The organism is Pseudofrankia coriaricola, from assembly GCF_001854805.1.
GTDB lineage: Bacteria > Actinomycetota > Actinomycetes > Frankiales > Frankiaceae > Pseudofrankia.
Map to the genome: position 1 here is coordinate 1 of NZ_MBLO01000054.1, position 26,518 is coordinate 26,518.

A 26,518-nucleotide genomic window follows, 5' to 3' on the forward strand; every position below is an offset into this window, starting at 1 on the left:
CGCCGAGAAGTCGTAGTCGTCGAACTCGTTGAGGAAGCCGTGCTGGGCCGCGATCGAGTTCGCCTCACCCATCACGGCACTCTTGACCATGGTCACGTACTCGGGCCGCACCAGATCCTGGTCGATCTCGTCGAACGGGAGCTCGTCGAGCGTCCAACGCTTGCGTTCGTAGTGCCGGAAGACGTCATAACCGTGCATTGGGCTCAACCTCCGTCGAGATCGGGGCTCATCCGGCTACGGCCGGTCCCCGGCCGCGGCCCGGTCACCAGGCCCGCGGCCGGGCGAATCCCCGGGCCGTCTGGTGCGTGGGGTGGGGATGTCGACCGCCGCCCGCGGACCCGCGGCGTGCTGGAACTCCGAGGCGGGGAGACCTCGGAGCTTGCCGAGAATGACCTCGACGACCGCCGCCGACTGCGAGTCCAGGTAGAAATGACCACCAGGGAGGACACACAGGTCGAATGACCCCTGTGTGTGGTCACGCCATCCGCGGGCGGCGTCGACCGAGACGGCGGGGTCCGCGTCTCCGGTCAGCGCCGTGACGGCACAGCGCAACCGCTCACCGGCGCGGTGACGGTAGCGGTCGACCGCCCTGTAGTCGCTACGCAGAGCCGGCAGGATCAACGGCAGCAGCTCGGTGTCACCGAGCAGCTTCAACTGCGTTCCGCCCAGCTGCCGCAGGTGGGCCAGCAGGGCCTCGTCGTCGCGCTCGTGTATCGCCTCGCCGCCGTGAACCGAGGGCGCGGACCGAGCCGACGCGAACACGTGGATGACCGTGTCGGGCGTTGCCCGCTCAAGGCGCAGCGCGACCTCGAACGCCAGCACCGCCCCCATGCTGTGGCCGAAGAGGGCCATCGGGCGGTCGGCGTGCCGAGCCAGGGAGTCACAGATCCGGTCGGCCATCTCGCCGATGTCCTCGATGCATTTCTCTGCCCGGCGGAACTGCCTTCCCGGATACTGAACGGCCAGCACCTCTACCGCGGGCGCGAGTGACCGGGATATCGGGTGGTAGAAGCTGGCGGAGCCGCCCGCATGGGGGAAACAGACCAGCCGGCAGGGGGCGAGTGGCGCGGGGTGAAAGTTCTGGATCCACAGGTCGCGTGCGGTTGTCATAGGCATTCGGACTGCCCCACTCCCATTAGTGCTTCTGGGGACGGGGGCCTCCGGAGGTGCGAAGGACGAGCATTTTCGCACCTCCTTTGGCCCTCTAGTGCTTCTGGGGACGGGGCCTCCGGAGGTGCGAAGGACGAGCATTTTCGCACCTCCTTTGGCCCTCTAGGCCGCCGCCGCGGCGGAGTCGATGAGGGCGAAGAGCTGGCCGGCCCCCACCGGCGCCTGGCGCGACTCTGTCCGCGGCGCCAGTTCGGTGCTCAGGTGGTCGGCGACCGCCGTCACCGACGGATGGTCGAAGGCGAGCGTCACTGGCAGGACGAGGCCGGTCGCGCCCGCGAGCAGGTTCCGGAACTCGACGGCGGTCAACGAGTCGAGGCCGAGATCGGTGAACGGATCGTCGGGCGGGATCGTCTCCGGGCTGGGATGCGCCAGGACGTCGGCGAGCGCCCCGCGAACCAGCCCGAACAACACCCGGTGCTGCTCGGGCGCGTCGAGGCCGGCCAGCCGCTGCCGCAGGGCCGCCGGGGTGGACACGGATGCCGAGGTTCCGGTGGCCGGGGCCGTGCGACGGCCAGGTGACGGGACGAGTCCACGCAGCAGGCGTGGCATGGCGGCCTTGGCGGATCGCCGCCGCAACGCCGCCCGGTCGAAGGCCACGGCCAACGGGACCGGCTCGGAGCCGGCGAGCGCGGCGTCGAGCAGGCCGAGCGCGTCCTCGGGTGCCATCGCGGCTATGCCGGACCGGGCCATCCTCGCCAGGTCGGCCTCCGCGAGACCACCGCTCATGCCCGCGTCCGCCGCCCACAGCCCCCAGCCGATCGAGACCGCGGGCTGGCCCGTGTCGTGCCGCTGGGCCGCGAGCGCGTCGAGGAAGGCGTTGGCCGCGCCGTAGGCGGCCTGTCCCGGGTTGCCCAGGGTGCCCGCCAGGGAGGAGAACAGCACCAGCCGGGTTCCCGGGCCGTCGACGGTCAGCTCGTGCAGGTTCCAGGCGGCGTCGACCTTCGCCCGCAGGACGGCGCCCACCCGCTCCGGGGTGAGCGAGGCGATCAGCCCGTCGTCCAGCACGCCGGCGGCGTGGATGACCAGGTTCAGCGGGTGCTCGGCGGGAACGTAGGCCAGCAGCCGCGCGAGGGCCTCGCGGTCGGCGACGTCGCAGGCGGCCACGGTGACCTCGGCGCCGGCGGCGACCAGCTCGGCGCGCAGCTCCTCGGCACCTGGCGCCGCCGCGCCGCGCCGGCTGACGAGGATCAAATGGCGCACGCCGTGCCGCGCCACCAGGTGGCGCGCGACCGTCGCGCCGAGCCCGCCGGTGCCGCCGGTGACCAGAACGGTCCCCGCCGGGTCGGCATCCCAGGCCGCCGGGTCACCCGGCGCGGACGCCGTCGCGACGACCAGCTCGGGCACGTGGGCGGTGCCGTGGCGCAGGGTCAGCTCCGGTTCCCCCAGGGCGAGCAGGCCTGGCACGGCGGCGAGCGAGGCCCCGTCGTCGTCGATGTCGAGCAGCACGATCCGGCCGGGATGCTCCGACTGGGCAGACCGGACAAGTCCCCGCACCGCGGCCCCGGCCAGGTCGCTCACCCGGTCGCCCGCCACCGCCCGGACCGCGCCGCGGGTCACGATGACGAGGGTGGTGGCGGTGAGGCGTTCGTCCGCGAGGAAGTCCCGCACCGTGCCTAGCGCCCGCTGCGCCTCCGCGTGGGTGACCGCCGCGACGTCGCCGCCTTCGCCGGTGCCGGTGGAGGTGTCGGTGAGGGCCACGACGACGACCGGCGTGCCGGCCGTGGCCGCCCGCGTGAGGTCGGGATGGCGCTCGACATTCCGCGGCAGCCCGGCGAGCATTGCTGCGTCGTCCCCGACGATCGACCAGCGGACGTCGACCGCGGGCCGCTGGGCCGGCGGGACCGGATTCCACCGCACCCGGTACAGCGCGCCGCGGGGGCCGGGTCCGGTCCCCGCCAGAGCGTCCGTCCGGACCTGTCGGGTCACCAGCGTCTCGATGGCGGCGACCGGGCGCCCGGCCGCGTCGGCGATCTGGACGCGGACGGTGTCACCGCCCGTCCGGCTGAGCCTCACCCGCACCGCTCGCGGTCCGGCGCCGTCGGGGCCGGTGTGGTCGAAACGGACACCGCGGAACGAGAACGGCAGGCGCGTGCGGTCGTCGGCCTCGACGCCCGAGGCGATGACCGCGCCGTGCAGCGCCGCGTCGAGCAGGGCCGGGTGCAGTGCGAACCCCTCGACAGCGACGTCCTCGTCCAGCGCGGCCTCCGTCCAGACGTCCGGTCCCGATCGCCACGCCGCCCGCACGCCCTGGAATACCGGCCCGTAGTCGAGTCCGAGCCCGGCCAACGTGTCGTAGATCCGGTCCGCGGGCACCGGCTCTGCGCCGGCGGGCGGCCACGACGCCGCGACACCCGGTGACCCGTCGGTAGCCGGCTGGGCCGCCGACGCCTTGGCGAGGGAGCCCGCCGCGACCACGGTCCACGGCTCGGCGTCCACGGACTCGGCCCCGGCCCGCGCGTACACCGTGATCCGGGCGTGGCCCGGCAGCTCGTCGGCGTCCACCGACACCTGGATGCTGACGTCGCCGTCGGGCGGCAGCACCAGCGGCGCCTGTAGCGTCAGCTCGTCGACGACCGGGAACCCGGCCCTACCGCCCGCCCAGGCGGCGAGCTCGGCCAGCGCGACACCGGGTACCAGGACGGTGCCCGCGACGGCGTGATCGAGCAGCCACGGGTGTGCCCCCGCCGACACCTCGCCGGTGAACACGAACCGACCTGGTTCGGCCAGCTCGAGGGCGGCGCTCAGCAGCGGATGGTCCGCGGCGGTGACTCCCGGCCCGGACGGGCCACCGTCGTCGGAGGCGTCCAGCCAGTGCCGCCGTGCCTGGAAGGCGTAGGTCGGCAGGTCGACCACGCTCGGCGTGCGAGGGGTGAAGAACGCGGGCCAGTCGAGCGCCGCTCCGCACGCGTGCAGCTCGCCGAGCGCGGCGGCGAGGCCGGCCGGCTCGGACCGGTCGCGGCGCAGCGCCGGCACCAGGGCCGCGCCGGCGTCCTCGGGCAGCGACGCCCGCGCCATCGCCGTCAGCGTGCCGTCGGGGCCGAGCTCGACGTAGACGTCGTGGTCTCCCGCGCCGCAGGCCAGCACCGCGTCAGCGAAGCGGACCGGGGACCGGACATGCTCGACCCAGTACCGCGCCGAGCGCAGGCCGTCGTCGGCGCGCGCTCCCGTCACAGCGGAGATGATCTCCAGCGTCGGCGGGTGGAAGGTCAGCCGCTTCACCACGTCGCCGAACTCGTCCAGCATCGGCGCCATCAACGGCGAATGGAATGCGTGTGACACGGTGAGGCGCCGTACCTTGCGGCCCCAGCCCTGGATCAGACTCACGATCGGCTCGACGGCGCTCGCCGCTCCGGAGAGCACGACCGCGTCCGGACCGTTGATCGCGGCGATGCCGACGAGATCCTCCACGCCGGCCAGCAGTGGCGCGACCTCGGTCTCGCTCGCCTGCACCGCCACCATGAGACCGCCCGCCGGCAGGGCCTGCATCAGCCGGCCCCGCGCGGTGACGAGTAGCGCGGCATCCGCGAGCGACAGCGCGCCGGCGACGTGCGCGGCGGCGATCTCCCCGACCGAATGCCCGGTGACGACGTCCGGGCGGACTCCCAGCGAGCCCAGCAGCCGGAACAGGGCCACCTGCAGCGCGAACAGCGCGGGCTGGGTGTAGGAGGTCTGGTCGAGCAGGGCGGCCTCCGGCGCCTGGGGCGCCGCCCACATGACGCTGCGCAGCGGGCGGGTCAGGTGGGCGTCCAGCTCGGCGCAGACCTCGTCGAGAGCGGCGGCGAACACGGGGAACCGCGCGGCCAGTCCACGGCCCATCCCGAGCCGCTGACTGCCCTGGCCGCTGAACAGGAACACCGGCCGGACGGCGCGAGCCCGACCGCGCCGGACATCGCGGGAGCTGCCTCCCCGGGCGAGCACGTCCAGCCCGGCGAGGAGGTCGTCCAGGCCGGCCGCGACGACGACCGCCCGCTCGTCGAACGCCGCGCGAGTGGTGGCGAGGGAGTAAGCCACGTCGGCGGGCTCGAGCGACGGCCGCTCCCCCAGATGGGCGCGTAGCCGCGCGGCCTGGGCACCCAGTGTTTCGGCGTCGCGTCCGGACAGCACGAAGGGCACCGCGGCGGGTTCTACCGGGGAGTCGTCGGCTGGAGTGGTGGCCGGCGCGGGGGGCGTCGCCCCGGCCACCACGCCCGCCGACGAAGCCGCCGGCGCTGTCTGGGCCGTCGGTGCCTGCTCGATGATCACGTGGGCGTTCGTGCCGCCGATGCCGAACCCCGACACGGCCGCCCGCCGAGGTCGTCCGGTCCTCGGCCAGGTGACGGTCTCGGTGAGCAGCGACACCGCGCCCGCCGACCAGTCGACATGCGGCGAAGGCTCGTCGACGTTCACCGTCGCCGGCAGCACGCCGTGCTCCATCGCCTGGACCATCTTGATCAGGCCGGCGACGCCCGCGGCCGCCTGGGTGTGGCCGATGTTCGACTTCAGCGACCCGAGCCACAACGGCCGCTCGACAGGACGGTCCTGCCCGTAGGTCTCCAGCAGCGCGCCGGCCTCGATCGGGTCGCCCAACGGCGTACCGGTCCCGTGCGCCTCGACGACGTCTACCTGGTCGCCCTTCAACCCGGCACTCGCCAGCGCCTGCCTGATCACCCGCTGCTGGGCCGGACCGTTCGGCGCCGTCAACCCATTGCTCGCCCCGTCATGATTCACCGCCGAACCCCGCACCACCGCCCGCACCCGATGACCCAGGCGCACCGCATCCGACAACCGCTCCAACACCAGGAAACCGACGCCCTCCGACCAGACGGCGCCGTCGGCCGCGGCCGCGAACGGCTTGCACCGCCCGTCGGCCGCGATCGCTCGCTGCCGGCTGAACTGGACGAAGGCGGCCGGGGTGGCCATGACGGTCACACCGCCGGCCAGCGCGAGCTCACACTCCCCGGAACGCAGCGCCTGCGCCGCCAGATGCACCGCCACCAGCGACGACGAGCACGCGGTGTCGACCGTGACCGCGGGCCCCTTGAAATCGAAGTGGTAGGACAGTCGCCCGGTGGCGACGCTGCCGGCGCTGCCCATCCCGACATATCCCTCGACGGCGGCCGGGATCGACCGCACGCGCGAGCCGTAGTCGTGGTACATCACCCCGGCGAACACCCCGGTGGCGGATCCGCGCAGCCGGGTCGGGTCCAGCCCGGCCCGCTCCAGCGACTCCCACGCGGTCTGCAGCAGCAGCCGCTGCTGCGGGTCGATCGCGACGGCCTCCCGGTGGCTGATCCCGAAGAAGCCCGCGTCGAACTGGTCCGCCGCGTCGAGGAAGCCACCGCGGTTGGTGTAGGACGTGCCGGGGTTGGCCGGATCAGGGTCGTACAGGTGGGCAAGATCCCAGCCCCGGTCGGTCGGGAACTCGCTGGTCGCGTCGATGCCGGCGGCGACCAGCTCCCACAGGTCCTCCGGCGAGGCGACGCCACCCGGGAACCGGCAGGCCATCCCGACGACGGCGATCGGCTCGCCCTGGCCCGCCGCGTCGCCGCGCGGCTCGGCGCCGCCCGCGCCGTCCCGTTCCGCGAGCTGGCGGCGGACCTCGACCAGCTCGGCGGTCGCCCGCTTGAGGTAATCGCGCAGCTTCTGTTCGTCTGCCATGGCGTTCACCCGTCGTCTCGGCGGTGCTGGATATCTCGACGTCGGTGAGGCCGTCAGGCCGAAGGGTGCGCGCCAATGGCGAAGCCGCGCGCACCCGGAGGCTCGAAGGCTCCGGTATCAGGCCTCGTTGTCGATGAGCGCGAAGATCTCGTCGTCGGATGCTGCCTCGATCTGGTTGGGAATCCCGCTGGCCGGCATGGGGGACGCGGGCGAGGCGGGGCCCGCGGTGGCGGGCAGGCGGCTGTCGAGGTACTCGGCGATGGCCGCGACCGTCGGATGGTCGAAGACCATGGTCGCCGGCAGCCGCAGCCCGGTGGCCGACCCCAGCCTGTTGCGCAGGTCGACCGCGCCGAGCGAGTCGAACCCCAGCGCCGCCAGCGGCCGGCTGACGTCGACAGCGTCCGGGCTCGAGTGCGCGAGCACCGCCGCGACCGTGGTGCGGACGTGGTCGAGGACAACCTGCCTGCGCTCCGTGGCCGCGCTCGACGTGAGGCGCAGCAACAGCGGCGGCGTCTCGGGCGTCTCCGTCCGATCGGCCTCGTGCGCGGCGGCGGCGGTGTGCGGCGAGCTTCCGCCCGTCAGGAGCCGCAGGATGGGGCGGTCGCCGGCGTCGTCCCCGCCGGCCCGCAGGCCCGCCAGGTCGAAGCGGGCGGCCACCACGTGCGCCGCGCCGAGTTCCAGCGCGGCGTCGAAGAGGCTCAGCGCCCCGTCAGCGGGCATCGCCTCGATGCCGGAGCGATGCAGCCGGGCGAGACCCGCCGCGTCCAGGTTCTGGGTCATCCCGCTGCTGGGCTCCCACAGGCCCCAGGCGATCGACACCGCCGGCAGCCCCAGGGCGTGCCGGTGGTGCGCGAGCGCGTCCAGGAACGCGTTCGCGGCGGCGTAGTTGCCCTGGCCCCCGTTGCCGAGGGTCGCGGCCACCGACGAGAACAGCGCGAGCAGCGGCGGGTCGGCCACGCCCGTCAGCTCGTGCAGGTTCCACGCGGCGTCGACCTTCGGGCGCATCACCGCCTCGAGCCGCGCCGAGGTGAGCGACCCGACGACACCGTCGTCGAGAACCCCGGCCGCGTGGACGACCGCGGTCAGCGGCCGGTCGGCCGGTATCCCTTCCAGCAGCTCGACGAGCTGCGCCCGGTCCGCCGCGTCGCAGGCGACGACCTCGGCCCGTGCGCCGCGCTCGGCCAGCTCGGCGACGAGCTCGGTCGCGCCGCCGGCCCGCGGGCCCCGACGGCTGGTGAGCAGGAGATGGCGAACCCCGTGCCGATCGACGAGGTGGCAGGCAAGCAACGCGCCGAGCGTCCCCGTGCCGCCCGTGATCAGAACGGTCCCGCTCGGGTCGATCGCGGACCTCGGGGTGGTCCGCGTCGGCCGTGCCTGGGTAAGACGCGGGATCCTGACGGCCCCGGCCCGCAGCGCCAGCTCCGGCTCACCGGTCGCCAGCGCGGCGGCCAGCAGGGCGGGCGGCGCGTCGTTCTCGACGTCGACGAGGACGAACCGGCCCGGGTTCTCCGTCTGCGCGGAACGCACCAGGCCGCACACCGCGGCGGCCGCGAGCTCGATCCGCTCCGTGGCGGCGCCCGCCCCGTCGCCGGTCACCGCGCCTCCGCGGGTGAGCACCACGAGCCGTGACCGCTCGAACCGGTCGTCGGCGAGCCACCCCTGCAGCAGGGCGAGGACGCGCTCGGCGGCCTCGCGCACCGAGTCGGCGGGCCGGGCCGGGTCCGTCGGGCTGGCGCAGTCGGCGACGACGACCGCCGGCACGTCACCGGCGAGCGCCGCCAGGTCGGCCGCCGCGGCGCCGCCGGCACCGCCCGGCGTGCCTGGCGCCCGCGTCCCGGCGCCCAGATACACCCAGCCCGCATCAGGCGCGGCCGGCACCGCCGAGCCCCGCCCGCCCGCGGGCGTCCACTCGACGCCCAGCAGCGGGTCGCGGAGCATCGCGGCGAGCGCCCGCAGCCGAGCGACGGGTATTCCCCGCAGGACGAGCGCGTCGACCTGGGCGACCAGGGCTCCTTCCGGATCCGCGACGGCGACCCGTACCCCCGCCTCGCCCTCGGGCGTCAGCTGGACCCGCAGCCGCGTGGCGCCCTCGGCGTGAACCCGCACGCCGTGCCACACGAAGGGCAGCTGGATCTGCGTCGCGTCGTCCGCGCCGAGGCCGGTGAGCACGACTGGGTGCAGGGCGGCGTCGAGGAGCGCGGGGTGCAGCGAGAACCGCCGGCCCGCCGCCTCCTGGCCGCCGGGCAGCGCGACCTCGGCGAACAGGGTGTCGCCGGCCCGCCACATCGCCCGCATGCCCTGGAAGACGGGGCCGTAGTCGTAGCCACGGGCAGCCAGGGTGCTGTAGGCGTCCGTCAGATCGATGGGGTCCGCGCCCGGTGGCGGCCAGGCGGCCGCCCAGTCGGCCACGGCCGGCCCGGCCCCGGCGGGAGCGACCCGCCCCACCGCGTGGCAGGTCCAGGGCGCGTCACCGGCATCCCCGTCGGGCCTGGAATAGACGCTGACCGGCCGGGACCCGTCCGGGCCGTCGGCCGCGCCGAGTACGACCTGCATCGCGATCGCGCCGTCGGATGGCAGGACGCAGGGCGCCTGCAGCGTCAGCTCCTCCAGGCGCGCCGGCCCCGACCGTCCGGCCGCGGCGAGCGCGAGCTCGACGAAGGCGGTGCCTGGCAGCAGGACCGTCCCGTTGACTCCGTGATCCCGCAGCCAGGGCTGGGAGCGCAGCGAGATCCGCCCGGCCAGCACCGTCTCGTCGCGGCCGGCGACGTCCATCACCGTGCTCAGCAGCGGGTGCCCGGCGGCCGGACCTCCGGGTCCGGCGGCGCTCTCGGCGGCGGCGGCGGCCGGTGCCAGCCAGTACCGCCGATGCTCGAACGGGTAGGTCGGCAGGTCGACCGTCCGGGCTGACGGACCGAAGGCGCCGGCCCAGTCCACCCGGCCCCCGCTGGTGTTCAGCTGCGCCACCGAGGTCAGGAAGCGGGACATCCCGCCGTCGTCGCGACGCAACGACCCGATCACCGTGCCGTCGACGTCGGCGTCGTCGAGGACGTCCTCCACGGCGATCGTGAGCACCGGGTGCGGGCTCGCCTCGACGAAATGCCGATGCCCGTCGGCGACGAGGGCCCGGATGACGGTGTCGAAACGCACCTGCTCGCGCAGGTTGCGGAACCAGTAGGCGGCGTCGAGGCGGCTCGTGTCGATCGGCTCCCCGGTCACGGTGGACACGAAGGAGACGTCCGAGCCGCTGGCCGCGACGTGACCGAGGCGACGCAGCAGCGGCTCGCGCAGCGCCTCGACGTCAGCGGAGTGCGACGCGTAGTCGACGGGGATACGCCGGGCGCGCACGCCCCTGGCGACGAACTCCTCGACGAGGGCGTCCACCGCGCCGGGCTCACCGGCCACGACGGTGACCCGGGGGCCGTTCACGGCGGCGATGTCGAGGCGCGCGGCGCGCCCCGCCAGCAGCCCCCGCACCTCGTCGGCCGACGCGGGAATGGATGCCATGGTCCCGGTGCCGGCGAGCGAGGCCAGCAGCTGGCTGCGCAGCGCCACCACCCGCGCGCCCTCGTCGAGTGAGAGCGCGCCGATGGCCGTGGCCGCGGCGATCTCGCCCTGGGAGTGTCCGACGACGGCGGCGGGCCGCACTCCGTACGCCGCCCAGAGCTCGGCGAGCGACACCATGACCGCCCACAGCGCGGGCTGCACGACCTCCACCCGCTCGAACGCCCGCGGGTCGCCGGTCCCCCGCACGACGTCGAGGAGCGAGAAGTCGGCATGGGGAGCGAGCGCGTCATGGCAGGCGGACAGCGCGCGGCGGAACGGCGCCGAGGCGGCGAACAGGTCGGCGGCCATGCCGCGCCACTGCGAGCCCTGCCCCGGGAAGACGAGGACGGGCGCGGTGTCACCGGACCCGACGGCCTGGATGACCTCCTCGGCGGCCTCGCCGTCCGCGCGTGCCCGCAGCCCGCGCAGGAAGTCGGCGCGCTCACGTCCCAGAACGACCGTCCGATGGTCAAAGGTCGCGCGGGTGACGGCCAGCGACAGTCCGACGTCCCGCGCCTCGGCCGAGGGACTGGCCTCGACGAAGTCGGCGAGCTGCCGGGCCTGGGCGCGCAGCGCTGGCTCGCTCGTGGCCGAGAGGACCCACGGGACGACATCGGGAGCACAGTCCGACCCGTCGGCACCGGCGTCACCCGCGGCTGGGTCATCGCCCATGGCCGGCCCGTCGACGGCGGAAGGTGCCTGCTCGACGATGACGTGCGCGTTGGTGCCGCTGATGCCGAAGCCGGAGACGCCCGCGCGGCGAGGCCGGTCGTGGTCGGGCCAGGTGATGGTCTCGGTGAGCAGGGACACCGCGCCCGCCGACCAGTCGACGTGCGGCGAGGGCTCGTCGACGTTCAGCGTCGCCGGCAGCACGCCGTGCTCCATCGCCTGGACCATCTTGATGACGGCCGCCACGCCGGCCGCGCACTGGGTGTGGCCGATGTTCGACTTCATCGAGCCGAGCCACAACGGCTGCTCGGCCGGCCGTCCCTGCCCGTACGTCGCCAGCAGCGCGCCGGCCTCGATCGGGTCACCCAACGGCGTACCGGTGCCATGCGCCTCGACGGCGTCCACCTGGTCGCCGGACAACCTCGCGTTGGCCAACGCGCGCCTGATCACCCGCTGCTGGGCCGGACCGTTCGGCGCCGTCAACCCGTTGCTCGCCCCGTCATGGTTGACCGCCGAACCCCGCACCACCGCCCGCACCAGGTGACCGAGGCGCACCGCGTCCGACAACCGCTCCAGTACCAGGAAACCGACACCCTCCGACCACGCGGTGCCGTCGGCCGCGGCCGCGAACGGCTTGCACCGCCCGTCGGTGGCCAGTCCCCGCTGCCGGCTGAACTGGACGAACAGGCCCGGCCCGGGCATGACGGTCACACCGCCGGCCAGCGCGAGCTCACACTCCCCGGAACGCAGCGCCTGCGCCGCCAGATGCACCGCCACCAGCGACGACGAGCACGCGGTGTCGACCGTGAGCGACGGTCCGTCGAGCCCGAGGACGTAGGAGACCCGGCCCGACGCGACGCTCAGGTGGACGCCGGTCAGCAGGTGGCCCATGGTCTCGGCCACGGGCTCGTGCAGCCGCGGGCCGTACTCCTGCATCATCGCGCCGACGTACACGCCGACCGGCCGCCCGCGCAGCGTGGACGGGTCGATGCGGGCGCCTTCGAGCGCCTCCCAGGACACCTCCAGCAGCTGCCGCTGCTGCGGCTCCATCGCCGCGGCCTCGCGCGGTCCGATGTGGAAGAACGGAGCGTCGAAGAGGTCGGGGCCTTCGAGGAAGTGGCCGTGGCGGGTGTAGCAGGTCCCGACGCGGTCGGGGTCGGGGTCGTAGAGGCCGTCGACGTCCCAGCCGCGGTCGTCGGGGAACTCCGAGACGGTGTCCACGCCGTCGGCGACCGCCTCCCACAGCCGCTCCGGGCTGGTGATCCCGCCGGGGAACCGGCAGCTCATCCCGACGATGACGATCGGGTCGTCCGCCTCCGCCGCGGCCGCGGCGCCACGGCCGCCGGAGCTGGCGGGAGCGGCCAACTGACCGGCGACCGACGCGTCGGCCTCCGTGGCCGCCGCTGTCTGCCGCGCGCCGCGGGCCGCCGCCTCGTCCAGGGCCTCACGCACATGGGCGCACAGCAGCTCCGGTGTCGGATAGTCGAAGACGAGCGAGCCGGGAAACCGCAGGCCCGTCGTCGCGCTCAGCCTGCCCCGGATCTGGACCGCGCCCAGCGAGTCCACTCCCAGCGCGTGGAACGTCCGCGTCATGGGCACCGCGCCCGGCCCGTCATATCCGAGGACGTCGGCGATGGCCGATCGCACCAGCTCCCGCGCCGCCTTCGCGGTGTCCGCCGACCGCGGCGCCGCAGACGGCACCGTGGCGGTGGGCGTCACGGCGGACGGTGTCACAGCCGGAGACGTCTCGCTCGGAGACGTCGCGACCGGAGACGTCGTGGCGGTGCGGGCGGAACGTGGCATGTCGAGCCAGTGACGGGACCGGTGGAACGCGGAGGTCGGCAGGTCGACGATTGGGCCGGCCGGGTAGTCCGACAGCCAGTCGACGGGCACGCCGTGCGCGTACGCTTCCGCCGCCGCGCGACGGACACGGTCCGGCCCACCCTCCCCGCGCCGCAGGGTGCCGAGCGCCACACCGTCCACGTCGGCGTCGTGCAGGATGTCGAGGATGCTGGCGCCCAGCATCGGGTGCGCGCTGGATTCCAGGAACAGTCGATGGCCGCGCGCCACGAGGTCACGGACCGCCAGGTCGAAGCGCACGGTGCCGCGCAGGTTGGCGTACCAGTAGTTCGCGTCCAGCGCGGTGGTGTCGAGGAGCCCGCCGGTCAGTGCCGACACGAACGGGATGTCGCCCGCGCGCGGCGTGACAGGCCCCAGGAGGTCGATCAGGCGTTCCCGCAGCGGTTCGACGAACGGGGAGTGTGACGCGTAGTCGACCGGGATCATCCGGGTACGGTGACCGGTGCGCTCCAGGTCCGCGTGCAGCAGCCGCAGAGCCTCGGTCGTGCCCGAGACGACCGCCGAGCGTGGGCCGTTGACCGCCGCGAGGTGGAGCTCACCGCCGGCGGCGTCGATCCTCGCGGCCAGCTCCTCGGCGGACAGCTCGACCGCCATCATCGAGCCCGACCCGCGGATGCCGGCGAGCTCGCGGCTGCGCAGTGCCACGATGCGCGCCGCGTCCGACAGCGACAGCCCACCCGCGACGGTCGCCGCGGCGATCTCCCCCTGGGAGTGCCCCACGACCGCGGCGGGCACCACGCCCATCGAGCGCCACACCTCGGCCAGTGACACCATCACGGCCCACAGCGCTGGCTGGACGACGTCGTCGCGCTCGTGGTCGTCCCGCTCGCCGCCGCCCTCGGACCCGCGGGCGCGCAGGGCGTCCATGAGCGAGAAGTCGGTGTGGGGCGCCAGGGCGTCGTGGCAGTCGGACAGTGCGCGGCGGAACGGCGCCGACGAGACGAGCAGGTCGGCCGCCATGTCGTCCCACTGGGCGCCCTGCCCCGGGAAGACCAGCACCGGCGCCTCCTCGCGGGGCGCCGTGCCTTCGATGAGGTGCTCGGTGGCCCGCCCGGCGGCCAGGGCGGCGAGGCCGGCGCGGTGCCCGGCGCGGTCGGCGGCCAGCACCACCGCGCGCCGGTCGAACACCGACCGCGTGGTGAGCAACGACCGTCCGACGGCGACGGCGTCCAGCTCCGGCCGCTCGTCCAGCAGGGCGGCGAGCCGGTCGGCCTGCGCGCGCAGAGCCGCCGTCGAACGCGCCGACAGGATCCACGGCACGGCCGGGGCGTCGGGCACGGACCGCTCGGGCGTCGGAGTGGCGGTGCCAGCCGCGGGTTCGGACGGCTCGGTGGACAGTGCGCCGTCGCCCGGGTCGCCACCGGCGGGTGCCGGCTCGCCTGGCGCCTCGGTCAGCACGACATGGCTGTTCGTCCCGCCGACGCCGAACGAGCTGACCCCGGCGACCAACGGCTCGCCGGGCCGCGGCCACGGGCTCAGCGAGGTGTTGACGCGCAGGCCGAGCCGGTCCAGCGGGATCCGTGGGTTGGCCCGGACGAAGTGCAGGCTCGCCGGGAGCTGGCGGTGAACCAGGGCGAGCGCCACCTTGATAAGGCCGGCGATCCCCCCGGCGGCCTCCAGGTGACCGATGTTGGTCTTGACCGAGCCGACGGGTAGCCGCGCCCGCGCCGGACGTCCCGCCCCGACCACGGCGCCGAGCGCCGCCGCCTCGACGGGATCGCCGACCGGGGTGCCGGTCCCGTGCAGCTCTATGTACTGCGCGGCGGACGGCTGGACGCCGGCGGCCTCGTACGCCCGGCGCAGCACGTCCTCCTGCGCGTCGGCGCTGGGTACGGCGAGGCTCGCGCCGCCGGTTACCGCGAAGCCACCACCGCCGTCGCTGCCGACCGCGCTGCCCTGGATGACGCAGTACACGCGGTCGCCATCGGCCAGCGCCGCCGACAGCAGCTTGAGGACGATCAGGCCGCCGCCCTCACCGCGGACGAAGCCGTTCGCGCGCTCGTCGAACGTGAAGCAGCGCCCGTCGGGCGACAGCGCTCCGAAACGCTGGGCGGCGAGGGCGCTCTCCGCGGCGAGGTTCAGCTGCACGCCGCCGGCCAGGGCGAGCTCCGACTCGCCGGAGCGCAGGCTCGCGCAGGCCAGATGAACCGCCACCAGCGACGACGACTGGACGGTGTCGATGACCAGGCTCGGACCGCGAAGACCCAGGACGTGCGAGACCCGGTTGGCGATGACGCCTCGGGCGAGCCCGGTCATCGTGAAACGGTCGGTCAGGCTCCTGTCGCGACGTGCGGCGAGAATCGCGTAGTCGTCGCCGGTGGCGCCGACGAAGACCCCTGTCCGGGTGCCCTGCACCGAGACGGGTGGGGTCCGCGCATCCTCGAGGGCCTCCCAGGCCAGCTCCAACGCGAGCCGTTGCCGGGGATCCATCGAGTCGGCTTCCCGGGGCGAGACGCCGAAGAACTCAGGGTCGAAATGGTCGACCTGGTCGAGGAAGCCGGCGGGCGAGCCGACGGTTCCCGGGCCGTCGACCCGCCCGACCGGGGCTTTGCCGACCGCGTCGACTCCCTCGCGCAGCAACCGCCAGTACTCGGCCAGGTTAGCGGCTCCGGGCAGTCGGCAGGCGATTCCGATCACGGCCACGGGCTCGACCCGCACCGGTCCACCCGGCGCACTACGCACTATCAGGTTCGCGGATTGCGTCGTCATCTGGACAGCCACCTCCGATCGATCAGGTGTGTCAGTACGGAGTCGGAATCAGGGGTGGACACGGCGGTACTCGTCACCCGGCCGGCAGGATTCGGCGGGTCTGCCGGCCGACGGCGAGCAACGTGCCGGATGGGCTCCACAGGCTGCTCGAGTCGACGCTCCAGGAGTCGCTCGCCTGTTCGGTACGTACCTCGATCAGCGACCAGCCGTCCCGCTCGCCGAGCCGGTCGAGACCGTCGGTGAAATGCACCGAGAACTCCGCCGTCGGAACCGGGACCGGCTCGGTCGTGAGCGCGTAGATCGCCGGCGGCATCGAGTCCAGCATCACGACGGCGGCCTCGGCGGGGTCGAATCCCGGCTCCTCGAGCCGCATCCAGGCGACCAGGCTGGGATCCGTCCCGCCGCTCAGCGGCCGCGCGTCGCCGGCCATGCGCACCCGCAGGTGCTGGACGAAGGGGACCACCTCGGTGGTGAACCCGGCATCCGGGCAGTCCCGCGGCGGCGGCACGGCGGGCGGCCGGGTCGGCAGGTGGGTCGGAGCCGCCCGCGCGGCCAGCAGCGTCGTCGCCAGCACGGCCGGCGCGCCGCCCTCCATCAGGGCCGCGCGCGTGACGACGCTCGCGGCGCCTCGCCGCACGACCTCGGTCGACAGGCGCAGCCCGCCGTCCTGGACGGGCCGAAGCAGGGACGCGTGCACCGTGCGGGCGTCGAGCCCGCCGGCGTGGGCGCGTGCGTGGCGCAGCAGCAACGCGACCGTCAGGCCGCCGTGGACGCCGCTCCACGACCACCAGCTCCGGTCGATCGGAGGGATGTCGAGGTCACCGCCGTTCGATGCCGCACCGCCGCGCACGCCGACGGGTGGGCCGCCGGCATCGCGGGCGTCGGTCGCGCGGCTCGCGCCCGCGACGCCGGACTCGGGGACGCCTGCCATCGTTCTTTCGCCTCCTGCCCGCGATGCCTGCCGGGTCACGCGTCCGCCGCGTGCCCCGCCGGCTCGGAGACGTCGACGAGCGACGGCCCGGCGTGCACCAGCCTGCTGATCTCGTCGACGTTGAGGAACTCGACCTCGCGCAGGTTCTCGAGGACCGTGTCGACGGCGAGGTCGTCCTGAGCCAGCACCGCCCGGGCGATCGCCGGCGGCGCGATGAACTCCGGCACGCTGATCAGCCGCGACCCGAAGAGGTAGGCGTGGCGGGCGGTCGCCTCGTCCCGTGCCGACGCGGAGAACATCAGCCGCTCCAACGCGTTGAGCGGACGGGCCGTCGCGAAGCTCTCGAATATCCGCTGGTAGCCGCCGACCTCGACCTGATGGCGGCCGGCGTACGCCGCCAGTCCTCCATCCAGGTCGCCCTCGCCGAGCACCGCGGGACCGAGCGCGTCGACGAGCCACGCCGCCGACTGCATCCCCCAGGCACAGCCGATGCCCCACATCGGGTCGGTCGACAGCGCCGCGTCGCCGATCAGCGCGAGCCCGGGCGCGAACGCCCCGCGCGACCGCAGCGGCATGTCGTTCATCCCGATGTACTTGGACACCAGCGGGACATCGTCGATCGGCGGAGCGTCCGGCAGCTCGCGGACGTACTGGTGGAAGGCGCCCGGTACGTCCTCGCGGAACGCCGCCAGGTGCTTGGGTGTCTTCTCCGGCGCGACGATGAGGACGCTGATGCCGTTGTCGTTCGGCATGCAGTAGGCGCCGTCCGGGTTCAGGAACCAGATCTGGGTGGGGGGATGGTCGCCCGGCTGCAGGTCCTGGAAGTAGGCGAAGTAGGCGAACCGGTTGTTCGGGGCCTCCCGCACGGGGACGCCGCTGAGCTGGGCGACCGTCGAGTCCCGGCCGTCGGCGCCGACGACCAGTCGGGCTCGCAGCGACGCCTCCTGACCACCGGTCGTCCGGGTCCGAACGCCGACGATCCGGTCGTCCTCGGAGATCAGGCCGGTCACCGACTGCCCGAGCCACAGTTCGACGCCGGGCGTCTGAGCGGCGAGCTCGCGCAGCATCGGGTCGAGGATCTTGCGCCGGAGGTTGAACCCGTGCGGCAACGTGCCGCCCGGCGCCGCCTTGGGCGAGATCCAGCCCCATTGCGTCCAGTAGTTGGACACGTGCGGCACCGCGCCGGCCGCCTCGAGCCGAGGCCGCAGCCCGAGGCGGTCGATCACGGGCACCGCGCAGGGCTGCAGGGTGTGCGTACAGAGCACCTTGTACGTCTCGATGTTGGAATGCTTTTCCAGGAGCAGTACACGAGCTCCCGCGCGGGCAAAGAGCGCGGCCGCGGTGCAGCCGGCAACGCTCGCACCCACCACGATCACGTCAGGATCGTTGGTCATGCGGTCACCTTCCCACGAGGACATGCCGCGGCCGGAGCCACAGCCGTTTGTTTCTCCGAACGGAGGCCGAATTCCTGGACAGGGCCCGACAAGGCGATGCCGACCACATCGGCGGCTGTCGCGGGCAGGCCAAAATAGAGGCGGCCAGGTATGTCCGGTTGACCAGAACCGTTTGCCCAGGAGCGGGGCGTCCTGAGGCATCGTCCCAGCTGCCGATCGGCGGCAACTGACTGAATCGACCGCGCTCGAGCGGATCACCCGGGCGGATCACCCGGCCGCAGGTAAATCAGGAACCCGTTCCAGATCCTTACCGGGACCCGGGTCCGACTATGTCTACTGGGATGTCACCGGCTCGGCGGCCGGCGCATTGAAGTGATCGAGAGTGCTATGATCGGGGCTGTTGGCCAGGTCACGATCTCGCCGTCATCCTTCGATCTGTCCTACGAGGAGTCAATGTTCGTCGAACAGCCGCGCCGATAGCATACGCGACCCAGGAGAATCGCAGCTTAATAGAACGGGTGAACCAGGTAGCTGCCTGTTGGCGGGGTCAGGTCAGAATAGAGTCTGCCGGATCTTCACCGGGCACGGTTGAGGGGTTTTCCGGCGCGCGGACATCGAAGACGGCGCCCGGCTCCGCCGTGAGCACCCGGCCGCCGTACACGGACTGCGCGGCTTCCCGCTGGGCGTCGACCCAGGAGGGCGCCGCCGAGACCAGATGGGTGAGAATCAGCGTGTCGGCACCGGCTTCGGCGGCCGCCCGCCCGGCCTCCGTCGCGCTCAGGTGCCCGTGCGCACCGTTGTCGGTGGTCGCCCGTGTCGCCTCGGCCAGGAACACGTTCACGTCGCGGGCCAGCGGCAGTAACCCGTCGGTCATTCCGGTGTCCCCGGTGTAGGCGAGGGTTCCGGCCTCGCTCTCGACCCGGATTCCACAGTTGGGAATGGCGTGTCGCAACGGATGAAGGCTCACCTCGCAGTCGCCGACCACGAAGGAGTCGTTCGGCCTGTACTCCCGAGTATCGAAGGCCACCTCGAACGCCCTTTCCAGGATCGGCAGCGTCGGGATCGGGAAGACGCGGATGAGCTGGTCGAGCAGGGCACGGCCGCCTTCGGGTACGTACAGCGGAATCGGCGGGTCCGCCTCCGCGCCAGCGCCGTCGACCACCTCTTTCGGAACCCCGTGGTCGCCGCGCATCCGGAGGGCCATGAGCAGCCTGCCGATCGGCAGCAGGTCATAACAGTGGTCGAGATGAAGATGACTGATCACGACCGCGCCGAGCTGCCGGGGCCGGAGTACCGCGCCCAACGCGGTCGCCGCGCCAGGGCCACAGTCCAGCAGGATATGCGCCCCTGGCGTCGTGGTGAGATAGCTCGAGCTGGGATGGCCTTCGGAGGGCACCCCACCACGACAACCAAGCACAGTCAGGCGCATCATGACATCCAATCGCTGGTCCACTGACGTCATTTCCGGTAATGCGACCACCGCCACATGTGGGCGGTGACGAAGGTTTGCCTCGCCGAGGCGGGACGCGGCGTCGGCAGATGTGCCGTCGACCGATGTGCCGCGCAGGTGTGCAGGTATGTCGCGCAGGTGTGTCGCCGACGGCGACGAGGGCCGACACCGTCGGACCTACTGGGCCGGCAGCTTCCCGCGCCGGAGGATGCGGAACACCATGCCCGGCCGCAGCAGGGCCGACCGGGGGTCCACCATGTGCATCTGCCGCATGAACGTCCGCGCGACGACCGGGTCCACGTGCGAGGCGATCAGCATCCGCTTCACATAGGCGTTCATCAGCCGGCCGCGGGTGGTACGCCGGCCCTCGACGGCGGGATGCGCGAGGTCGGCGCCCGTCGAGGTCTGCCAGGCAGTGTCGACCACGCGGCCGGCCTCGCGGTAGAAACGACCCGGCAGCCCCGGCCGGCTGGATGCCAGGCAGCGCTGGAGCACCCTGGCCTCCTGCGCCGCGGTCGTCATGCCCTGGGCGTACACGGGATTCAGGCCACACAGCGCGTCGCCGATGGCGATGAAACCCTCGGGCGGCGTCGGCGTCCGCTCGTAGTAACGACGCCGCGAGCCACGAATGCGGTACGGCACCGGATCGGTGAGCGGCTCGGCAATCATGAGAAGATCGTGGATGTCCTGGGACGGCAGCGTCCGGGCATAGGCGAGGAACCCCGCTTCGTCGTGCGGAGGGTGATCCCCGAGAGTGCCGCCGAGCGTCACCAGCCAGCGGTCGTCCTCGATCGCGACCGCCGCCGCGCCCCGCAGACCGGGCGTGACCGTCATGTTGACCGCGACGTCGCCGTCCAGATGCTCGGGCTTTCGCCGATATATCCGGGTCGTGTAGCAGGCGTCAATGTCGACCCTCTCCTCGGCCGGGCGCGGCTCGCCCAGCGCGGCCAGCCAGTCGGGCGCCCGGGAACCGCGACCGGTGGCGTCCACGACCAGGTCCGCGTTGATCACATCACCGCTCTCCGGGGCTTGCTGGCCGTCATCCGTGCCGCCGCGGGTCACCCGCACGCCCACGATCCGACGGGGGTGCCCGGGCGCCTCGACGAGACCGACAGCCGCCGTTCGCGGACACAGCTGAACCGTCGGCAGGGCCGCGAGCCTCGCCCGCAGGATGGTCTCGAGGAATGGCCGGCTCGCCAGGATCGTGTTCAGGCCGGCCGACGTCGACTGGGCTCGGAGCCCGGCGAGGTACCAGCGGGTGTTGACCAGCACGTCGCCCAGCGTCGCTCCGCGCTCGATCAGCTCCTCCGTCACCCCGGGGAAAAGCTCCTCCATGATCTGGCGCCCGGAGTCCATCAGCCCGTGCAGGTGCCGGCCCTGCGGCACGCCCCGTCTGGGAACCATGTCCACCAGGTCGTCCCGGTCAATGACCGTCACTGCGCGGAAGGTGTCGGTGAGGACCCTCGCGGCCAGAATGCCGGCGATGCCGGCACCGAGGACGACCGCGTGGTCGCGCCCATCCCCCCGCGACGGCCCGGTTCTGGCGGCCGCGTCGGAGTCTGTCATCGTCCGTCACACCTCCCAGCCATCGGCCGATTCCCTGCCGATATAGATGGAGCGGTCCCGAGGCACGCTGGTCGCGTCCCGGTGCGGCCTCTTGGCGCCGCGGTCATCGTGGCGATCGTGGCCATCGCCGATCGAGCAGGTCAAGGCGGGTGAACAGGCGCAAATAGGGCCAGAGCCGCTGGCTATCACCCACCGCCATTGACCTGGGCCTTCTGCCGGCAATCCCACGGAGTTGGCCGCCCGTTCACTCCCTGGCCAACAGGATCTGCATGCGCGGCATCCGCGCTCCGCGGCGCGACGCCGGCGACGACCCGGCACGACCCCACATGCCGCATGACCAGCGAAGCACGGCCTCGCCTGCCCAATACAGAGCCGCCGGACACTGGTTTTGGAACTCGACCGTGATCGACCTCACCAATTGCGCACTGCACTTGTAGCTTATAATTCGCCGTCGGATGCAATCACATCACGAGCACAGGATCGTGACCGCCCAGTGTCCCGCGCCCGTGCGCGCGCCGTGACCGGGGCGCGCCGGGTGCGATGACCAGAACCTCGGAACCGCTACTTCGCGGCGCCGCGCCGATCCTCGCCGCACCAAAACTCGCGATCATCGAGATACGCAAGACCTCGGCAGTTCCGCCTCCCAACACACGGCCGTAACCGCTCGTTAGTCGAGCCACCTAGACTCCGAGCAAGAGGGAGCTGCGAGCAAGAGGGAGCTGCGAGAGGAAGAATAATGGAGTTCAGACACCTCCTGTCCTTTCTAGCAGTCGCCGACGAACTACACTTCGGGCGGGCCGCGGCGAAGGTCCACCTGACTCAGCCAGCGCTGAGCCAGCATCTGCGCCGTCTGGAGCGGGATCTCGGCGTCCAGCTGATGGAACGAACCTCGCACGACGTCCGACTGACGCCCGCGGGCCGAGTGTTCCAGGTGGAGGCCAAGCGTCTCATCGACCAAGCGAAACGGGCGGAAGCCGCCGTACAGGACGTCGCGGCGGGCCGGACCGGATGGATAAGGATCGGATTCAATCTGCCGGCCGCCGAGCGTGTTCTGCAGCCCGCGCTGGTCAAGCTGAGCACGACCAACCCGGGCGTGGCAACGCACCTGTGGGAGCAGGGCAGCGCGCAGCAGTTGGAGCGCCTTCTCCAGGGACAGCTCGACGTCGGCTTCCTCTACGGACCGCAGCCAACCGGCGATCTACGCTCGCGAGAGATAGTCCGGATACGACTGGTCGCCATCGTCGGCGACCACCATGAATGGGCGGGACGAGAAAAAATCTCATTCCGTGAACTGGCTGAGCAGCCGTGCATGCTGTGTCGGCGCGAAACCTCTCCCGCCATGTACGACGCAATCCTAGCCGTCGCCCAACGGGCAAAGACGACCCTGCGAGTCATCGCGGAGACCGACGACACGGGCGAAGCAAGGCTCCGACTCGTGACTCGCTCCGTAACCGCGATCGCCTCCATGGAGCGGGCCCGAACCCTGAAGGGCACGGTGGCGGTGCCGATCGTCGACCCCGTGCCGGCCCTCCCCCTGCGGATCGTGTGGCGGCCCGCGGCGAGCAGGGCCGTCACGGCCCTGTTGGACAGCGTCGACGCGGTCCTCGCCGAACGCGCGGCGGTGCCCTCTCCCCGCCACGGTTGACCGGGTCCGTCGTCCCAGACGCCCGACCGCGGCGCGGGGGCGGCGAGGCGCGATAGGGCCCCGCGAACCAGGCGGCCGCGGTTCGATCCCACCGACGCCGCGACCCGAGTGGCAGGCAGGTCGACAACAGACGCAGCTCGTGTCCGGACCTCCGACTGCCTCGGCTCTGCGCAACGGCGACTGTCCGCGTCGACCCTCGGACACGGTCGCCAGCCGACTCGGCCCCGAACCGGGCAGCCGCCCGCGTGCCGGCGGCGCCGAGGTCCACGCCGACGCCCGCACGCGCGCTCCGGCCTCTCGACGCTCCCGGGTTCGCCTGCCCCCGGTCGCGGCGGCCAAGGCCCGCCCGGGACCCGGCGCCCGCGCGCCGATGGCGATTAATTTTCGTTATGACGCCTTCAGAATGTCGGTGTTGCCTGCGGACAGAACGGCGAGCACTATCGCAGCGGCGGTCCTGCCCGCAATCGCCACGGGCCCCGGATCGGGTGCCTTCAACACCGGAGCGCTGGGTTGGCCAGCATGTTCCGGCGCATTCCGCGCCGCCGATACGGCTGGTCGAACGCGCGGATGACGGACGAGAGGCGAATGTTCGAACGCCGGTAGACCCAGGCTTCACCGACTGGACGTTTTGACGCCCGAACTTCCCGAAATACTTTTCCCGAGGGGGCCATGAAATGATAGGCCGGATCCACTGCGGACGGCTGTGGCGGCTGGTGCCCGCCGCGCTCGCCGTCACCGGCGTGCTCGCCGCGGCCGCGTGCGGCGGCGGTTCGACGTCTTCGTCGACGGACGCACCGACCAGCGCGGCAGCGGCGGCGATCCCGACGCTGGACAGCTCGACCAAGGTGACGATCAGTTTCCTGTCCTACAACTACGGCACGCCGGGCCTGGGCGGGACGGGCACGCAGGCGCTGCTCGACGCCTTCCACAAGGCGTACCCGAACATCACGGTCAAGCCGCAGGGCGTGCCCGTGGCGGACGTCCTGACCAAGCTGCGCACGGACACCGCGGCCGGCACTCCCCCGGACGTCGCCCAGATCGGCTGGAGCAAGATGTCGGAGGCGCTGCAGGCCTTGCCGGTCACCCCGGTGCAGCAGATCCCGTCGGCCTCGGAGTGGCAGGCGCACACCGCCGGCATGTCCGCCAACATCCTCTCGGCGGTCTCCAGCGGCGGCGTGGTGAAGGCGATGCCCTACACCATGTCCATCCCGATCCTCTACATCAACGCCGACCTGTTCCGGAAGGCCGGCCTCGACCCGGACAAGCCCCCGACGACGATGGACCAGGTCAAGAAGGACGCCTTGGCCATCAAGGCGACCGGCGCCGAGGGCATCTACATCGGCGTCGCGGACGACAGCAAGTCCGACTTCCTGACGCAGTCCGTGGTGAACAGCAACGGCGGCAGCCTGGTCGGCAAGGACGGTGAGGAGACTGTCGACTCGCCGGCGGCGGTGGGTGCGCTGACGGCGATGGGGGACCTGACCAAGTCCGGGGCACAGCCGGCGGTGAGCTCGGCCAGCGCGGTGTCGGCGTTCACGAGCGGAAAGCTGGGCATGCTGCTGACCAGCACGGCGCTGATGACCAGCGCCCAGAAGGCCGCCACCGGCAAGTTCGAGCTGCGCACGTCCGGTTTCCCGACGTTCGGCAGCAAGCCGGCCAAGCCGACATACTCCGGCGCGGGCCTCGCCATCCTCGCCAAGGACGACGTGCACAAGCGGGCGGCCTGGGAGTTCGTCAAGTTCGTCACCAGCGAGGCCGGCTTCGAGATCATCACGTCGCAGATCGGGTATCTGCCGCTGCGGCCGGCGGTGGCGACCAAGCTCGCGGGCACCCCGATCCTGAAGCTCCTGCAGCCGTCGCTCAGCCAGCTCGACACGGTCACGCCGTACACCTCCTTCAAGGGGACGCAGGCGAACCAGGCCGTGGTCGCGCTCCAGGACGAGGCGGTGGCGCCGATCGTGCTGCGCGGGGCCGACCCCGCGCCGACACTGGCCTCGGTAGCGGACAAGATCCGGAAGCTCACCACCTGACCCACGACGATGACCATCATTGAGGCACCCGCCTCACCGACCCTCCGGGGGCGCGCCGCCAGGCGTGCCCCCGGCACCGGTATCCGGACCCGGCTGGCACCCTGGGCCTACCAGGCGCCCGTCGTGCTCTCGCTCATCGTCTGGGTCTACGGGCCGCTCGTCTTCACGGCCGCGCTGAGTCTGCTCGACTGGAACCTGACCTCACCGTCGGGGTCCTTCGTCGGCCTGCGCAACTATCGCCGGTTGGTGGAGGAGCCGGAGTTCCCGGCGGCGCTTTCCCGCACGGCCCTTTACGTGCTCACGATGTTGCCCTTCGCCACCGTCGTGCCGATGGCCCTGGCGATCATGTTGTGGAAACGGCCGGGCCGAACCAGCGACGTCTACCGGTCGCTGCTGTTCCTGCCCGTCGTGCTCGCGCCGGTGGCTACGGCGCTGACCTGGCGGTTCATCCTCGACCCGCTCAGCGGAATCGTGAACACGGTCTTCGGCGAGATCGGCCTTCCGCAGCGTGACTGGCTCGGCGACCCGTCGACCGCGTTGTGGACGATCTCCCTGATCACGGCCGCCAGGTTCGTCGCGTTGAACATGCTGCTGTACGGGGCGGCACTGGCGGCACTGGACCGCCGCGCGTTCGACGCGGCGAGGGTCGACGGCGCGACCGAATGGGAGATCACCCGGCATCTCGTCGTCCCGCAGCTCGGCGGCACGACCGTCCTGCTCGGCTTCCTGTGCCTGGTGTTCGCGGGCCAGTGGACGTTCACCAACATCGCGGTACTGACACAGGGTGGCCCGGTGGGAGCCACCGACAACGTCTACTACCGGCTCTACACCTACGCGTTCACCTTCTTCGACGCCGGAACCGCCGCCGCCGCCGCGGTCACCATCGTCGTCCTGCTCACCGCCCTGTTCGGGGCATCGTCACTGTTGCGGAGGCGCCGTGCGCAGTCGTGACCCCGGGCTCGCCGCGCTGGCGGGGCCGGCAGGGCCGCCGGCCCCGCCGGCCGGTCGAGACTCCCCGCCCGACCCGCCCGACCGGACTGGCCTGCCTGGCCGGGGAGCGCGGAGCGGCTGGGCCGGTGGCGCGCGGGGCGCGGGGCGCCACGCGGTGCTCGCGCTGACCGCCGTCGGAGTGCTGTTCCCACTGCTGTGGGGGTTGTCCGGGTCGTTCAAGCCGGGCACCGACGTGTTCGACGCCAACCCGCTGCCGATCCCGGCGACGCTGGCGAACTACCGCTTCGCGCTCGAGGACTTCCCGATCGCCCGGCTGCTGCTGAACACCTTCATCACGGCGGCCGGGGTGACCCTGCTCCAGCTCGGCGCCGGGGTGCTGGCCGCCTGGTCGTTCGTCCGCTTCTCGCACCGTGGCCAGCGGGTGGTTCTCGCCATGGTCACCGTCGCGCTGGTGGTCCCACCGCAGGCGCTGATCATTCCACAGTTCCTGATGATCTCGCACCTGCACCTGCGGGACACCTTCGTCGGACTGGTCGTCCCCCAGCTGTCCACCTGCGCGCTCGCCGTGCTGCTGCTGCGCGAGCACATCCGCTCGATCCCGCCGACCCTGCTCGGCGCCGCCACCCTCGACGGCGCGACGCACGGCGAGACGTTGCGGCTCGTGGTGCTCCCGCTGCTGCGCCCGGCGCTCAGCGCGGTCGCGATCATCGTGTTCATCACCACCTGGAACGAGTACCTGTGGCCCGCGCTGGCCGCCCCCAGCCCTGAGCACACCACCATCCAGATGGGCCTGCGGCTGTTCAGCAACCAGGAGGGCCCCGACTACGGCCCCCTGCTGGCCGCGGCGATGCTCGCCACCCTCCCCGTCGTCGCCGTCTACCTGCTCGCCTCGCGGCGCATCACCGACGCCTTCTTGCAGTCCGGACTGCGCTGACATCCCGCCCGCGCTCACGGCAGGTTAAG

Annotated in this window: 11 protein-coding genes and 2 pseudogenes; 5 read left to right on the forward strand and 8 right to left on the reverse strand. The window is 72.5% G+C overall.

What is annotated here, in order from left to right:
• From BCD48_RS10450 to BCD48_RS10485, 8 genes and pseudogenes are all read right to left on the reverse strand, one after another.
• Nucleotides 1-198 (reverse strand): annotated as a pseudogene (locus BCD48_RS10450) (ferritin-like domain-containing protein); the annotation flags it as partial.
• Nucleotides 199-234: 36 nt separating this feature from the next.
• Nucleotides 235-1,116 (reverse strand): thioesterase II family protein, encoded by an 882-nt coding sequence (locus BCD48_RS10455; protein WP_241841642.1) that lies wholly within the window; start codon nt 1,114-1,116, stop codon nt 235-237.
• A gap of 156 nt (nt 1,117-1,272) precedes the next feature.
• A complete protein-coding gene (locus tag BCD48_RS10460) occupies nt 1,273-6,807 on the reverse strand; it encodes a type I polyketide synthase (RefSeq protein WP_131803894.1) in 5,535 nt (1,844 codons plus the stop codon).
• Nucleotides 6,808-6,924: 117 nt separating this feature from the next.
• Entirely contained in the window at nt 6,925-15,588 is an 8,664-nt protein-coding gene (locus BCD48_RS10465; RefSeq protein ID WP_083418441.1) for a type I polyketide synthase, read from the reverse strand.
• Between the two features lie 73 nt (nt 15,589-15,661).
• A complete protein-coding gene (locus BCD48_RS10470) occupies nt 15,662-16,519 on the reverse strand; it encodes a thioesterase family protein (RefSeq protein ID WP_071048156.1) in 858 nt (285 codons plus the stop codon).
• A gap of 35 nt (nt 16,520-16,554) precedes the next feature.
• Nucleotides 16,555-17,913, reverse strand: a complete 1,359-nt coding sequence (locus BCD48_RS10475; protein WP_071048157.1) for an FAD-dependent oxidoreductase — start codon at nt 17,911-17,913, stop codon at nt 16,555-16,557.
• Nucleotides 17,914-18,460: 547 nt separating this feature from the next.
• Nucleotides 18,461-19,399: an MBL fold metallo-hydrolase gene (locus BCD48_RS10480; RefSeq protein WP_241841643.1), complete on the reverse strand. Its 939-nt coding sequence runs from the start codon at nt 19,397-19,399 to the stop codon at nt 18,461-18,463.
• 141 nt (nt 19,400-19,540) lie between these two features.
• On the reverse strand, nt 19,541-20,929 hold the full coding sequence (locus tag BCD48_RS10485; RefSeq protein WP_071048158.1) for an FAD-dependent oxidoreductase: 1,389 nt from the start codon (nt 20,927-20,929) through the stop codon (nt 19,541-19,543).
• 736 nt (nt 20,930-21,665) lie between these two features.
• On the opposite strand from BCD48_RS10485, the pseudogene BCD48_RS53370 reads away from it, so the two are divergent.
• The 5 genes and pseudogenes from BCD48_RS53370 to BCD48_RS10505 all read left to right on the forward strand — a co-directional run.
• A pseudogene (locus BCD48_RS53370) lies at nt 21,666-21,839 on the forward strand (LysR family transcriptional regulator); the annotation flags it as partial.
• 12 nt (nt 21,840-21,851) lie between these two features.
• The gene (locus BCD48_RS10490; protein WP_241841646.1) at nt 21,852-22,574 is read left to right on the forward strand and encodes a LysR family substrate-binding domain-containing protein; all 723 of its coding nucleotides are present in this window, start codon (nt 21,852-21,854) and stop codon (nt 22,572-22,574) included.
• Nucleotides 22,575-23,248: 674 nt separating this feature from the next.
• On the forward strand, nt 23,249-24,604 hold the full coding sequence (locus BCD48_RS10495) for an ABC transporter substrate-binding protein (RefSeq protein WP_083418442.1): 1,356 nt from the start codon (nt 23,249-23,251) through the stop codon (nt 24,602-24,604).
• A gap of 9 nt (nt 24,605-24,613) precedes the next feature.
• Entirely contained in the window at nt 24,614-25,555 is a 942-nt protein-coding gene (locus BCD48_RS10500) for a carbohydrate ABC transporter permease (RefSeq protein ID WP_071048160.1), read from the forward strand.
• On the forward strand, nt 25,542-26,489 hold the full coding sequence (locus BCD48_RS10505) for a carbohydrate ABC transporter permease (RefSeq protein ID WP_241841644.1): 948 nt from the start codon (nt 25,542-25,544) through the stop codon (nt 26,487-26,489). Before BCD48_RS10500 ends, BCD48_RS10505 begins: the two co-directional genes overlap by 14 nt.
• Nucleotides 26,490-26,518: the final 29 nt, after the last annotated feature.